This window comes from Algoriphagus sp. (assembly GCF_024305035.1).
GTDB lineage: Bacteria > Bacteroidota > Bacteroidia > Cytophagales > Cyclobacteriaceae > Algoriphagus.
Map to the genome: position 1 here is coordinate 28,327 of NZ_JAMWZB010000023.1, position 14,096 is coordinate 42,422.

12 protein-coding genes are annotated in these 14,096 nt (G+C 42.8%); 11 read left to right on the forward strand and 1 reads right to left on the reverse strand.

The features are described 5' to 3' along the window. Positions 1 to 20: 20 nt before the first annotated feature. From murG to ftsZ, 5 genes are all read left to right on the forward strand, one after another. Positions 21 to 1,103 (forward strand): undecaprenyldiphospho-muramoylpentapeptide beta-N-acetylglucosaminyltransferase, encoded by a 1,083-nt coding sequence (gene murG, locus Q0L00_RS13800; RefSeq protein WP_297337518.1) that lies wholly within the window; start codon positions 21 to 23, stop codon positions 1,101 to 1,103. Continuing rightward, entirely contained in the window at positions 1,100 to 2,506 is a 1,407-nt protein-coding gene (murC, locus tag Q0L00_RS13805; protein WP_297337469.1) for a UDP-N-acetylmuramate--L-alanine ligase, read from the forward strand. The genes murG and murC overlap by 4 nt, the downstream gene beginning before the upstream one ends. After that, positions 2,503 to 3,261, forward strand: a complete 759-nt coding sequence (locus tag Q0L00_RS13810) for a cell division protein (protein ID WP_297337470.1) — start codon at positions 2,503 to 2,505, stop codon at positions 3,259 to 3,261. Before murC ends, Q0L00_RS13810 begins: the two co-directional genes overlap by 4 nt. 10 nt (positions 3,262 to 3,271) lie before the next feature. Then, complete coding sequence (ftsA, locus tag Q0L00_RS13815; RefSeq protein WP_297337471.1) at positions 3,272 to 4,582, forward strand: cell division protein FtsA; 1,311 nt, start codon at positions 3,272 to 3,274, stop codon at positions 4,580 to 4,582. Positions 4,583 to 4,690: 108 nt separating this feature from the next. Continuing rightward, positions 4,691 to 6,316, forward strand: coding sequence for a cell division protein FtsZ (ftsZ, locus tag Q0L00_RS13820; RefSeq protein WP_297337472.1), 1,626 nt, complete (start codon positions 4,691 to 4,693; stop codon positions 6,314 to 6,316). Positions 6,317 to 6,318: 2 nt separating this feature from the next. On the opposite strand, the gene Q0L00_RS13825 is transcribed toward ftsZ, so the two are convergent. Beyond that, a complete protein-coding gene (locus Q0L00_RS13825; RefSeq protein ID WP_297337473.1) occupies positions 6,319 to 6,843 on the reverse strand; it encodes an NAD(P)H-dependent oxidoreductase in 525 nt (174 codons plus the stop codon). Positions 6,844 to 6,940: 97 nt separating this feature from the next. On the opposite strand from Q0L00_RS13825, the gene Q0L00_RS13830 reads away from it, so the two are divergent. From Q0L00_RS13830 to Q0L00_RS13855, 6 genes are all read left to right on the forward strand, one after another. Further along, positions 6,941 to 7,759, forward strand: a complete 819-nt coding sequence (locus Q0L00_RS13830) for a purine-nucleoside phosphorylase (protein ID WP_297337474.1) — start codon at positions 6,941 to 6,943, stop codon at positions 7,757 to 7,759. 160 nt (positions 7,760 to 7,919) lie between these two features. After that, the gene (locus tag Q0L00_RS13835; RefSeq protein ID WP_297337475.1) at positions 7,920 to 10,340 is read left to right on the forward strand and encodes a carboxypeptidase-like regulatory domain-containing protein; all 2,421 of its coding nucleotides are present in this window, start codon (positions 7,920 to 7,922) and stop codon (positions 10,338 to 10,340) included. Next, positions 10,333 to 11,427: a DUF4249 domain-containing protein gene (locus Q0L00_RS13840; RefSeq protein WP_297337476.1), complete on the forward strand. Its 1,095-nt coding sequence runs from the start codon at positions 10,333 to 10,335 to the stop codon at positions 11,425 to 11,427. The genes Q0L00_RS13835 and Q0L00_RS13840 overlap by 8 nt, the downstream gene beginning before the upstream one ends. Positions 11,428 to 11,517: 90 nt before the next feature. After that, the gene (locus Q0L00_RS13845) at positions 11,518 to 12,255 is read left to right on the forward strand and encodes a ThuA domain-containing protein (protein WP_297337477.1); all 738 of its coding nucleotides are present in this window, start codon (positions 11,518 to 11,520) and stop codon (positions 12,253 to 12,255) included. Between the two features lie 69 nt (positions 12,256 to 12,324). Beyond that, a complete protein-coding gene (locus Q0L00_RS13850; RefSeq protein WP_297337478.1) occupies positions 12,325 to 12,906 on the forward strand; it encodes a NifU family protein in 582 nt (193 codons plus the stop codon). Between the two features lie 10 nt (positions 12,907 to 12,916). Beyond that, positions 12,917 to 13,987, forward strand: a complete 1,071-nt coding sequence (locus Q0L00_RS13855; protein ID WP_297337479.1) for a DUF3810 domain-containing protein — start codon at positions 12,917 to 12,919, stop codon at positions 13,985 to 13,987. The last annotated feature ends 109 nt before the right edge of the window (positions 13,988 to 14,096 follow it).

Genomic DNA, 14,096 nt, shown 5'->3' on the forward strand with positions numbered 1-14,096 from the left:
CGCCTATTACATATCGTCTATTGATCAGCGGAGGAGGGACTGGCGGGCATATTTATCCAGCCATTGCGATAGCCAATGCCTGGATGGAACGTCATCCGGATACGGAGATTCAGTTTGTAGGAGCTTTGGGCAAAATGGAAATGCAAAAAGTGCCTGAAGCAGGTTTTCCCATTATTGGATTGCCGGTGGCTGGTCTTCAGCGAAGCTTGACAGTAGCTAATCTCAGCTTTCCGATCAAGTTATTTAAAAGCCTTCGAAAAGCTTTCCAGATTGTGAAGGAGTTCAATCCTCATGTGGTCATTGGTGTAGGAGGATATGCAAGCGGACCGGTTTTGTATGCTGCTCAAAAGAAAGGTATCCCCACCTTGATTCAGGAGCAAAATTCCTATGCGGGGCTTACTAATAAAATTCTGGCAAAAAGGGCCAAGAAAATATGCGTAGCCTATCCAGACATGGAGCAGTTTTTCCCAATTCAGAATTTGGTTTATACCGGAAATCCTGTGCGAAAGGATTTATTGAAGTTGGATGGAAAGCGTGAAAAAGCACTGCAACATTTTGGACTGGATTCAGAACGTAAAACGGTTTTGATACTGGGTGGATCACTGGGTGCGAGAACGCTGAATCAAGGAGTCCTAAAGGACATGGCAGATTTTGACCGAGATGGTTATCAAGTGCTTTGGCAGTCGGGTAAATTCTATTTTAAAGAAATGCGCTCAGAAGTGGAAAAATCGGGCTTAGCGCATATTCAGTTAAGAGAATTTATCCGCGAAATGGATTTGGCTTACGCGGTTGCTGATGTAATTATTTCCCGAGCAGGTGCTTTGTCAGTTTCGGAACTGGCACTAGTCGGCAAACCTGTCATTTTCATTCCTTCACCCAATGTGGCCGAAGATCATCAGACCAAGAATGCCATGGCTTTTGTCAATCACCAGGCCGCCTTGCTCTTAAAGGACGCCGAAGCGGTTGGGCAATTAAAATCGACCATTGACCGAGTCATGGGAGATCCTGAGCTCGAAAGAAATCTCGGAAAAAATATAAAAAGTCTAGCAAAGCCGGAGGCGGCCGAAGCCATTATAAATGAAATTGAAAAACTAGTAGCGTGAGTTTTAAAAATATACATAGCGTTTATTTTCTGGGTATCGGTGGGATCGGGATGAGTGCCCTAGCCCGTTGGTTCCGAAAGGAAGGCTATGCCGTCGCTGGTTATGATAAAACACCTTCGCCATTGACTGATGAACTCATTGCAGAAGGAATTGAAATTAGTTTTGAGGATAATTCAGAATTGCTGCCCAAGTCGTTTTTGGCTGAGAAGACTAAAGTATTGGTAGTATGGACCCCTGCTGTACCTAAAGATTTGCAACTTTTGCAATTTTTTCAGGAAGAGCAATTCACATTGAAAAAGCGCTCGGAAGTTTTAGGATTGCTGACTGAAAACCACTACAGTATAGCCGTTGCCGGTACTCATGGAAAAACGACTACCTCCTCCATGATTGCCCATATTTTCAAAGCATCTGGCAGATCAATCGTGGCATTTTTGGGTGGGATTACCCAAAATTATCAAACCAACCTTGTTCTTCATAAGCAAAAAGGAGAACCTGTAATGGTAGTTGAGGCAGATGAGTTTGATCGCTCTTTCCTGCGACTCAATCCCAATGAATCGGTCATTACCAGTGTTGATGCGGATCATTTGGATATTTATGGGGATGAGGATCATTTGCTCGATGGTTTTAAGGAATTCATTAAAAAATTAAAGAAAAAAGGGCGTCTGTATATTCAACAAAATGCTGCTCAAAAAATGGGTTCGGAAGCCCTTCCATCCAAGAGATTGACAATTTACGGCCTACGAAGTGAAGCCATTCACGCCGATAATATTCAAGCGAGACCAGGTTCTTTTGTCTTTGATTTTGTTAGTCCTAAAGTCAGCATCAAAGGCTTGGAGCTTTTCATTCCAGGGTTTCACAATGTGGAAAATGCCTTAGTAGCCATCAGCATCGCTTTAACTAATGAAATTCATCCGGATCAGATCCGTGAGGCATTGAGCACATTTAAAGGAGTAAGAAGACGATTTGAAATTCATGTAAATGAAGGAGGGAAAATCTTCATTGATGACTACGCACATCATCCCGAAGAGATCAGGGCATTTCTAAGTTCTGTCCGAGCAATGTTTCCGACTAAGTATCTGACCGTGGTTTTTCAGCCTCATTTATTTACTCGGACGCGAGATTTTGCACCGCAATTTTCCGAGAGTCTTTCCTTGGCCGATGAAGTCATTCTCTTAGAAATTTATCCTGCAAGGGAGCTCCCCATTTCAGGTGTAGATTCTAGTTTGCTTTTGGACGGAATTCAGTCTCAAGTAAAGCAGGTGGTAGAAAAAAGAGACTTGATGGGCCTTTTAGAGGCAAGGGACCCTGAATTGTTGGTGACACTTGGAGCTGGTGATATTGATCGATTGGTCCCTGCTATAGCCAAATGGACACGTTCACGTACAAACCTCAATGAAGCATGAAGAAAGCCAGGTTAAAAAAGGTCGTGACATTCGTAACACTCAGTCTGGTATTGATTGGCTTTATTGGCTTTGTCGAGAAACAAAGTTTGTACAAGACCTATCAAGGTCTGGAAGTATCAATTGATGGAGAAAGTGGGGTGTATTTCGTAGAAGAATCCGAAGTAAGGAAAATAATCGAAGAGGCTTTTCCAGAATTAAAAGTCGGGTTGAGGCTGGAGGACATTCCACTTAAAAGTATAGAAGATCGAATTTCAGGTCACCCCTTCGTTAAATTGACCGAGGCCACTGTCGGGCAGAAGGGGATTCTTCATCTTCGAATCAATCAATATCAGCCAATCGCTCGGATTGCTCGGCCCACTGCTGCGGACGGTTATATTACCAGCGAGGGAAAAGTGGTTCCTACCTCACCTTCTTATACTAGCCGAGTATTAATTCTGGAGGGGGCTCATGCCGAAAAATTAATGGAAAAGGGAGATGTGGCCAGTGAAATGCCAGAGTTGATGGACTTGATTCACTTCATTTCAGAAGATGAATTTTGGAGGGCCCAAATCACCAGTTTGGAGATCAATTCTCCAACAACTATTCGAATGTATCAGCAGGTAGGCAGTCAGGTGATCGATTTTGGAGATGCAAGGAATATTGAGGACAAGTTCAATCGAGTCAAAATTTTCTACGAGGAAATTCTCCCGAGAAAAGGTTGGGATGCCTATGATCGGGTCAGTGTAAAATTTAAGGATCAAATAGTTTGTGAATAATAGCTTGGATATGGAAAACGAAAAATTAATTGTCGGTTTGGACATCGGTACCACAAAAATTTGTGCCATCGTAGGTCGGAAAAATGAATACGGAAAACTGGAGGTTCTCGGTATGGGAAAGGCGGTCTCTGATGGAGTGGAAAGAGGCGTGGTGACCAATATAGACAAGACTGTCCATGCCATCCAAAAAGCTGTGGAAGAAGCATCTGAAATGGCGGATGTGGAAATCGCCGAGGTAATTGTTGGGATTGCCGGTCAGCATATCCAAAGCAAAATTCAAAGTGGAAGCATCATGCGTCCCCCGACCGAAGATGAGATTACTGTTGAAGATGTGCGGAGACTTTCTTCCGAAATGGAAAACATCCTTGTGCCTCCGGGTAACCGGATCATCCATGTGATGCCTCAGGCATACACGGTAGACTATGAAGGAGGAATCAAAGATCCTGTAGGAATGTCTGGATCTAAGCTAGAGGCCGATTTTCATATCATTACCGCACAAACTACCGCCATAAATAACATTAATCGCTGTGTTCGCAGAGCGGATTTAACTTCCAAGCAGTTGATCCTAGAGCCTTTAGCGAGTTCCCTTTCCGTTCTTAGTGATGAGGAAAAAGAAGCAGGGGTTTGTCTAGTGGATATCGGTGGAGGTACGACGGATATTGCGATTTTTTATGAGAATATTATTCGCCATACCGCTGTGATTCCGCTGGGTGGTAACATCATTACTAAAGACATTAAAGAGGGCTGCATGGTGATGCAAAATCAAGCCGAGTTGCTGAAAACCCGCTTTGGTAAGGCAATTGCTGAGGAAGCAAATCCCAATGAAATTGTCTCTATTCCCGGTTTAAGAAACAGGCCTCCGAAAGAAATTTCTATACGGAACTTGGCTTCTATCATACAGGCACGAATGGAGGAAATCATCGAGATCGTTCAGAATGAAATCATGCAAAGCCACCATTACAATAAACTGGCAGGGGGGATAGTCATCACTGGAGGAGGTTCTCAGCTTCAGTGTATTTCTCAGCTTTTCGAATACCTCACTGGATTGGATACCCGAATCGGATATCCCAATGAACACCTTGGAAAATCAGTGATCGATGAAGTCAAAAGTCCCATGTATGCCACTTCTGTAGGGCTTGTTTTGGCCGGATTCAAGGCACTGGATGACCGAGAGGAAAACTATAACAAACGAATCGCCAATGGTGGGAATACCATCCGAAAATCTAAAAAAGAATTTAATCCAAAAGATATTTTCCGAAACATCGGCGACAAGCTCAAAAGCATCATTCACGATGATATCGGAGACGATAACGATTACTAGGGCTTATGATTGGGGGAGATAAGCGGTCCTGCTGCTTATTTCCCTTATTACTCATTCCTTATCAATACGAAATTCTAATTCACCAATACAATAAATATGTCAGATAACATGAAAGATTACAGATTTGATCTTCCAAAAAATCAAAAATCGATTATCAAGGTAATCGGTGTGGGTGGAGGCGGCTCCAATGCCGTAAACCACATGTTTGCTCAGGGAATTAAAGACGTAGAGTTTGTTGTAGTCAATACCGATGCACAAGCGCTAAAATCCAGTCCAGTTCCGCTTAGGCTTCAGCTCGGTGCAAATCTAACCGAAGGTCTAGGTGCCGGAGCTAATCCTGAACAGGGGAAAAATGCGGCCATTGAATCTCAGGATGAAATCCGGGAGCTTTTGGCCGATAACACCAAAATGGTATTCATTACCGCAGGAATGGGGGGAGGTACCGGTACAGGTGCAGCTCCTATTATCGCTAAAATTGCAAAAGAACTCAACATTCTTACGGTAGGCATTGTGACTGCCCCATTTATGTTTGAGGGTAAAAAGAAAATGTCTGTCGCTCAGTCCGGCATCGAAGCGCTTCGCGAAAACTGTGATACGGTATTGGTTATTTTAAATGACAAACTTCGAGAAATCTACGGTAATTTGGCAATCCGTACGGCCTTTGGAAAAGCGGATGATATCTTGACCACAGCGGCTAAATCGATCGCGGAGATCATTACGATTCATCAGGATGTCAATGTGGACTTTGAAGATGTGAAGACTGTGATGAAGGAAGCTGGAGCGGCGGTAATGGGTTCTTCAACCGAGGAAGGCGAAGGTCGTGCAATTCGGGCAGCTGGAGCTGCGATTTCTTCTCCTCTTCTTAACAATGTCGATATCAAAGGTGCTCAGAAAATTCTCCTTTCTATTATGTCTGGCGAGGATGAAGAACTTTCAATGGATGAGTTAAGTGAGATCACAGAATACATTCAGGAAAAAGCAGGAGACAATGCTGAGGTGATTTTTGGCCAGGGTATTGATCCTGAACTAGGTAAGGCTATCCGGGTGACTGTCATTGCGACGGGATTTGAAATGGATAGACTTTCGGGTACGCTTCCCAAAGTAGAGCAAGAAACAAAAGCTGCTCTCGCTCCAGCAACTCCAAAACCTGAACCAAAAGTGGAAGAGGGGGATGTGAAAACAGTAATCAATTTGGATTCGGGAAAATCTGAAAAAGTCAAAGAGGAACCGATTGGAAATACCTTTATTTTCAATAGTCCAAAAAATCCAGCGCCTGCAAAAATGGAGCAGGAACCTACCATGCCTGCTCCAAAGCAAGAGTCATTTACGTTCGATTTCAAAAAAGTGGAGTCTAAGCCTGAGGCAAAGCCAAGTGCTCCGGAGAAGATTGTCCATGACCTGTATGAAGAAGAAGTTGAAGAAAATACCACGCCTGCCAAATCTGAAAAATCAGAACCAGTCAAGCCCGGATATGCCAATGACTATTACGAGCAGATGAAGCAGAAAGCTATTCAGCGGGCGCATGAGCGATTTGAAAAACTGAAGGGTAGCAGGTCCATTAATCCTACCCCTGAGGAATTGAAAGAAAAACTGGAAGTGCCTGCCTACTTGAGGAAAAATGTTTCTCTCAGTGAGCCTACCCATAGTTCAGAGAATAATATCAGTAAATTCAATGTCAGCGATGACAATGAAATTCTGGGGAATAACCGATTTCTACACGACAACGTAGATTAAGGTTAAAATTCAATCAGCATTTCAGCTTGGGTGTGCAGTAGTTCTGTATACAGCCTGTTGGTGAGCAGGTTATCTGACATATTTTGCTCGATTTTGGCAAGCTTTGGCTTGAGAGCAAGAACATGCATTCCCAAGTAATGAAATATATCGGTGAGGTGGCTCAATGCGATGCCACCTCCTCCGATACCTGAAGAAAGGCCAACCAGAGCGGCCTTCTTATTTCTAAAAGTATTGGGATAGGTCATCCCATCAATGAAGGTTTTCAGTATTCCCGGAAAAGATCCATTGTACTCAGGGACTATGAAAACATACTTTTTCCCTGCTGCTATTCGGTCGTGAAAATCATTAAAATCTTTATTTTTTCCAGAGTTTTCATACAATGCTGTGTGGGAGAAATCCTCTGGCAAGTCTTTCAATTCTAAAATTTCCGATTCTTGTCCTTTTTCATTCAAAACCTCTTGGTAGATTGAGGCGATTACTCTGGAGACTGAATTTTTTCGGTTTGTCCCGACGATGATTTTGATCATTTTTCAAAATAATTTGAAAGTGATACAAGCTAAGTGGGGTAAAAGTTCGTAGATAGTCCAAGATTCCTATCTTTACCGTCCAAAATTGAGATATCCTATGAACTATTTGACTCAAATCAGCGAGGCCAGCAATTTTTTAAAAAATCTTCATCCTGAAGCCGTAGAAAACCTAATCATTTTAGGTACTGGATTAGGTAGGTTGGGGGACCAAATTGAGGTGGATTTAGAGGTGGATTACGCAGATATTCCACATTTTCCAGTGGCTACTGTGGAGAGCCATTCTGGGAAATTATTGTTTGGAAAGCTAAATGGAAAAAGTGTGGTTGCCATGCGGGGAAGGTTTCATTATTATGAGGGATATGCAATGAAGCAAGTAACTTTTCCCGTTCGCGTGGCAAAGGAGTTGGGTGCCAAACGACTTTTTGTTTCCAATGCATCCGGAGGACTCAACCCGGCACAGGAGGTCGGAGAAGTAATGATTTTGAGTGATCATATTGATCTTTTCCCCGAAAATCCACTTCGAGGTCCCAGTCCGGAGGAGTTTGGTCCGCGATTTCCGGATATGAGCGAAGCCTATTCGAAACGACTGATTAAAATGGCATTGGAAATCGGTTCAGAATTAGGTTTAAAGTTGCATACTGGTGTCTATGTGGGAGTGACCGGGCCCAATCTAGAGACTCCCGCCGAATACAAATACCTTCGAATTATAGGAGGAGATGCGGTTGGCATGAGCACTATTCCCGAGGTGATCGTGGCCAAACAGGCTGGTTTGGAAGTTTTTGGGATTTCGGCCATTACAGATCTAGGGGTAGAAGGCAAAATCAAAGAAGTCAGCATTAAGGATGTGCTCGAAGCCGCAGCCAAAGCAGAACCTATCATGGCAAAAATAATGACTGAGTTGATCGGGAGATGTTAAATTAAGAGACTTTGTCCTAAAAAAATCCATTCTTTTGTTCTGAACTAACTAGAACCCGTTAAGAAAAGCGGCCGTTTTGGCCTACCTGTTTTCTTTCTACTTCAATAAAACGTTGATTTAGAAGCTTAAAATTCCAATATTTCAAGCAAATATGAATTTTATGTGTTTTAAGCGAATTTTTTTTCTTTCGGCTTTTCTTTTGAATGCAGGCATGTGCTTTTCACAGACTGACTCAGATTCCCTTCGGTTTACTTTCGGCAAAATCGAAGGGCCTCATCCGGAATCCTATATTTTGACGGGGAAAATTTTGGATATCGACAGCCAAGACGCAGTTGAAGGGGTGGGGATCCATGTAGATGGACTCTATACTGGGGTTAGCTCGGATCGCTTTGGAACATATTATTTGGCTTTAACCCCTGGTGAACATCGCGTTACTTTTAGGCATGTTTCCAAAATTTCCGTAGCCACGACTATTTTCCTTTTTGACAATGGGGTAGTCAATTTGAAAATGAAGGAGAAAAACTTTGAATTGGATGGGGTGGTGGTGATGTCCGAGGAGCCGGACCGAAACGTAAGAAATCCCATTACCGGAATCACCAAATTGACTACTCGGGAATTAAAAGCTATTCCTGCCTTTCTTGGAGAAGCTGATATTTTTAAAGGACTACAGCTGTTACCAGGGGTCAGTTCGGTAGGGGAAGGTACTTCAGGTATCAATGTTCGCGGTGCCAAAACTGATCAAAACTTGCTGTTGATGGATGAGGCACTCGTGCTCAGTTCCAACCATGCGCTGGGGTTTCTTTCTGGATTTAATACCGATGTTACAGAAAACTTCACTTTGTACAAAGGGAATCTTCCTTCAAGCTTTGGGGGAAGAACAGGTTCGGCATTGAATATTCAGATGCGTCCAGGAAATTTGGAAGACTGGCGAGGCCAAGTCGGCTTGGGTAGTTCCAATGGTAAATTACTCTTGGAAGGACCGCTGAAAAAAGACCAAGTAAGTGTGATTTTTGGAGGAAGAATTTCCAATACCAATTGGCTACTTAGGCAGGTGCAGGATTTTGATATTCAAAACTCCCAACTGGATTTTTATGATGGTTATTTGGGGGTGAGTTGGAGAATTAGGCAAGGTCACAGTTTGGAGGTAAACACTTTGATGACAGGAGATTATTTCAAGTTCTCGGATAATTTTGGGTATGATTGGGCCAACCGAGTGAGTTCGCTGCGCTACCGAGGGATTCTTGGAGAAAACTGGGCCTTCCAGGCCTTATTTGCAGATGGGGATTTTGACAATTCCTTTTTTGACCCGGAGGGATTGGATGCAGCAAGTGTCAGCAATGGAATGCGGTATCAGCAGGGAAAGATCTCCGCCACTTGGGCTAACGAAGAACTTTCAATTCAATCTGGAATTGAGGGGATTTTATACCGAGGAAAAGATGAGCGCCGAAGCCCTTACCATTCCCAATCTTCCATCTTACCGGAGCGAGTAGGAAAGGAGCAGGGCGGAGAAATTGCTTTTTTTTCAAGTTTGGAATGGGATTTAAGTCCAGAAACTGGATTGGTTGCGGGTCTACGCTGGAGTAATTACCAGCAATTTGGACCTGATACGGTGTATCAATATCGGTTTGTCGACCGATTGACAGCAGACCAAATTACTGGTTCTTCCCCAGAAACCGGAATTATACAGCGTTATTCCGGTTTGGAGCCACGCATTTCCGTTCGCCATTCGATCACTGGTAGCACTTCGATCAAAGGTAGCTATTCTCGCCTATTTCAATACATTCAATCAATTAGTAATACATTTGGTCCTACCCCCATTGATTTATGGCAGCTGAGTACCCGATATATTGCTCCTCAACGGTCGGATAATTTTTCTTTGGGAATATTTAAAAACAGCAGGGAAAACCGATGGGAATATTCAATGGATTTCTTTTATCGAAAATCAGCAAATCAGGTAGAGTATCGGGATTTTGCCCAGATTTTTCTCAATCCGCATTTAGAAACCGAGCTTGTATTTGGGGAGGGCGAAGCCTACGGTGGTGAGTTTTTGATTAAAAAGAATTTTGGACGAACGACCGGTTGGCTGGCTTATACCTATTCGAGGGCATTTTTTAGAAGTCAGGAACAGTTCGCAGACAAGCAAATTAATGGGGGAGCTTGGTTTCCTTCTAATTATGACAAACCGCACGAAGTTAATTTTATTTTAAGCCATAAAATCTACCCAAGAGGCCTGTTTAATTTTACGGTAAACTACAGTACGGGACGACCTGTAAGTGCAGTTAATAGCAGCTATATTATTAATGAGTTGATTATCCCAGAATATAGTCAACGAAACCGATACCGAATACCCGATTATTTCCGAATCGATCTATCCTATACCGTCGAAAAGGTTTTTGCCAAAAAGGGGGACAGTTTGAATTTTAGCATTTACAATTTGCTGGGGAGAAGAAATGCTTATTCCGTTTTTTGGCAAAAAGATGGGGATAGCAGACAGCTCCGGCCTTATCGTTTGGCTATTTTGGGTTCGATATTCCCATCGATTACGTATACTTTAAATTTTGGGGGAGATGGTAATGACTAAGAAAATTTGGATTGGATTATTGCTGGTATTGATTTGTTTTCCCTTTGCCTGCGTAGAGCAAATCAGTTTTCCTTTAAATCGTCAAGTAGGAAAACTAATTGTTTTTGGGCAAATTACCAATCTTGCCGAGGAAAAGACCATTTACCTTTCATCAACTACCTCGGAAGACCGTCAGCCGCTTCCTTCGGGAGATTACTTGGTTTTGAATGATTTGCCCAGACCGGTAACCAATGCCCAAGTTTTTTTAATAGGGAGTGATAATTCTTTTGTGCCCTTTATTCATCGATCAGAAGGAAGGTATGAGTTGGATCGGAATGTTCCGATTTTGAACGGGGTCGCTTATGGGGTCGAGATCCGAGTAAATGGAAAAATCTACCGAAGTAGCCCAGAAGAATTACCTTCGGCGGTAGGTTCGGATGAATTGAGTTATGAATTTAGTCGTGGGGAATTGGATGGAACTCCCGATTTGGCTATGATCTCAATTTACTCAGAGGTTACCTTACCGGATACCTCAGAACCCTATTATTTGAAATGGGAAGTCTCGGAGGCTTATTTTTGGCAGTTAACCTTTTTTCCCAACCCGTTTAATCAAGCACCTCCGCTTTGTTTTGTTTTTGAAACCCCAGATCCGGAGCGAATCCCACTGTTAAATGGAGAGTCCTTAAGTGAAACTGCCCTAGGAGGGCGGCAACTTTTGGCCAAAAGACAGGTGGATCAATCTTTTCTCAGCAGGCATTATTTTACCATCAGGCAGGTTAGTTTAAGCGAATCTGCTTTTGAATACTGGAGAAATGTTCGGGAATTGGTTAATAATACGGGTTCTGTTTTCGATACGCCGCCTGCCCCTATCCGGGGAAATATTGTCAATGTCGAGGATGAAAACGAGCAGGTTTTGGGCTATGTCGAGGTAGCGAGAGTATCCCAAAAGAGGATTTATACCACCTTGGCCGATGTTCCTTTTGAGCTGGAGGAGGTTTGTCTCTATGACCCAAACAAACCTGTGATAGACTATCCGCAAACCTGTAGAAATTGTAATGCATTTGGCAACAGTAGCAACGAAATCCCAGAATGGTGGTTTGATCAGTAGCCTCTGTTTGCCGATTACATAAAAAGTTGGTTTTCACCCTATCCATTTTGTACTTTGGTTTTTGATTCTAACATCAAACCCAATAAACCTATGAAACTAAAATTCAATTTGATCCTAGCCATGATCGGCTTTTTTTTCATGACTGACCTTCAAGCTCAACAATTTAGAGCCTTGGTGTTTAGTAAAACAGCTGGCTTTCGTCATCAATCCATCCCAGATGCTGTGGTTGCTTTAAAAAAAATGGCAAAGGATCAGGTTTTTTCGGTTCATACTACCGAGGATGCCAGTTATTTTACGGATGAAAATCTATCGAAATTTGATGTAATTATTTTAGCGAGTACAACCGGAACAATTCTAAATGAGGAGCAAAAAGCTGCATTTCAAAGATTTGTTCAGAGTGGGAAAGGCGTAGTAGGGATCCATTCTGCGACCGATACCGAATACGATTGGCCTTGGTACAATCAATTGATCGGAGCGTATTTTTTGGCACATCCTCAGCAGCAGACCCTAAGGCTTCAAGTGATGGATCCAAGTCACCCTTCCACATGGCATCTTCCCAAAAATTGGCTTTGGACTGATGAGCTTTATGAATTCCGTGATATTAATCCCAATATCAAGGTGCTGATCAATGCCGATGAAACAACTTATGAGGCTGCAAGACCCATGGGTGCAAGCCATCCGATGGCTTGGTACCATGAGTTTGATGGCGGTCGAGTCTTTTATACCGCTTTGGGGCACGTAGAGTCGGCGTATCAGGACGCGGATTTTTTAAAGCATCTTTATGGGGGAATTTGGTATGCGGCAACCGGCCAAAACCCAACTCAATAAAAAAAAGGAAGTCGGAATAGGAACTTTCGACCACAACTTTGGTTTGTATCATCAAAAAAGAAACTGATTATGCTTCAAGCTCAAGCCAAACCTGTTCACCTCTATATGGAGGCAAATCCCAACCCGAATTCCTTGAAATTTGTAGCTAATTTCATGTTGACAGAAGACGGGGTAAGTTTCGACTATCCTGATTTGGAAAGTGCTGAAAACAGTCTTTTGGCTCAGGAGCTGTTTAATTTTGCCGCTGTTAAGCGCGTTTTCATCGCTTCCAATTTTGTTACGGTGACCAAGTCAGATGAGGTCGAATGGCCAGAAATCCAGACCATTATCAGAGATCATATCAAACAATATTTGGAAAGTGGCAAGAAAGCTGTGACAGCTAAGTTTGACAAAGATCCACTATTTGACGAAAGTGACTCAGAAGTCGTGAAGAAAATCAAAGGTATCCTTGATGAATATATTCGTCCGGCAGTAGAGCAGGATGGTGGAGCAATTGTCTTTCATTCGTTTAGGGACGGCGTGGTAAAAGTATTATTGCAGGGGTCCTGTTCGGGATGTCCCTCCAGTACGATTACCTTAAAAGCGGGCATTCAGAATTTATTGACTCGAATGCTTCCTGAGGTTAAAGAGGTAGAGGCCGAGGGAGTTTGATCCTAGCATTATGGCCAAAAAAGACTGGTCTTGGGCCATTTTAGGACTTTTGGCCCTGGGAATTCGATGGCTAGCCATTCGTCACCCTGAAGCTACCGAAGAAATCTATTCACACACTTTTTTTCCTGTGATCAGGAATGTGTTTGATTTGACGCTGGGAAATCTTCCTTTTCCCAGCGTCTATTTATTTATTTTCTTGATCTTTTTTTTGTTGGGGAGGTTTATCCTTCTTCTAAGAAAAAAGAACAGTTTGAAACGAAAGTCCCTGTTCACTCTTCGGGCTTTTTTGAATTTCGCAGGAGGATTGATTTTTTTCTTCTTGGTCTTGTGGGGGTATAATTACCATAGGGTGCCAGTTTTTAGACAGTTAGGGTTGGAGCCAAAAGCTTTGAATTTGGATAAACTGACCCAAGAAATTCAAATTACCCATCGATTGGCACGACAAAATCGCTATCAATTGACCAGGGATACAATCGCCATTGAGGAGATTTTAGGCTACTCGGATTTGGAGCAGGTGGTCAGGGAAAATATGCATGAAAACTTGGAGTTGCTGGGGTTGAATTTCACAGGGAATCCTAGGACCAAACTTTTTCCTCCACCGGGATTCATGCGAAAAATGGGAATTTTAGGTATTTATTTTCCTTTTACAGGAGAAAGTTATATTGATCCCACACTTCATCCTTTAGAGCAGCCTTTTACGGTCGCTCACGAAATGGCGCACAGCTACGGAGTCACTGATGAGGGGGAAGCCAATTTCATCGCTTGGGTAATCAGTACCAATTCTCCAGATCCACTGTTACGCTATTCGGGGCATTTGAGGTTGCTGTTGTATCAGATTCGGGATTTTTACCGCATGGACTCCGAGGGGTATAAAGACTGGTTGAAAAATCTTGATATCGGAATCCGAAATGACATTCAGGCGATTCAGATGCGAACGGCACAATACCAGCCTTTTTCGATCGAACTTAGTCGAAAAACCAACGATGTGTTTTTGAAATCACAAGGTGTCAAAGCAGGAATCAATAGCTATCAACAGCTTCCCATGCTTGCCTATGCCTGGAGGGAGCGCATGAATAATTGATGAAATCGAGCACGACGTACCCGTCACACACCGGGATGATTAGAATTGCGAGATTCCATGTGACCTTTGAAAATCAATTATAAACACATGAAATAACCTGAGGTATTTT

Excerpts from the sequence above, each read along its gene's own strand:
- Q0L00_RS13830 (WP_297337474.1), top strand. The coding sequence starts at position 6,941 with ATGAACTATTTGACTCAAATCAGCGAGGCCAGCAATTTTTTAAAAAAT.
- Q0L00_RS13845 (WP_297337477.1), top strand. The coding sequence starts at position 11,518 with ATGAAACTAAAATTCAATTTGATCCTAGCCATGATCGGCTTTTTTTTC.
- Q0L00_RS13840 (WP_297337476.1), top strand. The coding sequence starts at position 10,333 with ATGACTAAGAAAATTTGGATTGGATTATTGCTGGTATTGATTTGTTTT.
- ftsZ (WP_297337472.1), top strand. The coding sequence starts at position 4,691 with ATGAAAGATTACAGATTTGATCTTCCAAAAAATCAAAAATCGATTATC.
- Q0L00_RS13825 (WP_297337473.1), bottom strand. The coding sequence starts at position 6,843 with ATGATCAAAATCATCGTCGGGACAAACCGAAAAAATTCAGTCTCCAGA.
- Q0L00_RS13810 (WP_297337470.1), top strand. The coding sequence starts at position 2,503 with ATGAAGAAAGCCAGGTTAAAAAAGGTCGTGACATTCGTAACACTCAGT.
- ftsA (WP_297337471.1), top strand. The coding sequence starts at position 3,272 with ATGGAAAACGAAAAATTAATTGTCGGTTTGGACATCGGTACCACAAAA.
- Q0L00_RS13855 (WP_297337479.1), top strand. The coding sequence starts at position 12,917 with ATGGCCAAAAAAGACTGGTCTTGGGCCATTTTAGGACTTTTGGCCCTG.
- Q0L00_RS13850 (WP_297337478.1), top strand. The coding sequence starts at position 12,325 with ATGCTTCAAGCTCAAGCCAAACCTGTTCACCTCTATATGGAGGCAAAT.
- Q0L00_RS13835 (WP_297337475.1), top strand. The coding sequence starts at position 7,920 with ATGTGTTTTAAGCGAATTTTTTTTCTTTCGGCTTTTCTTTTGAATGCA.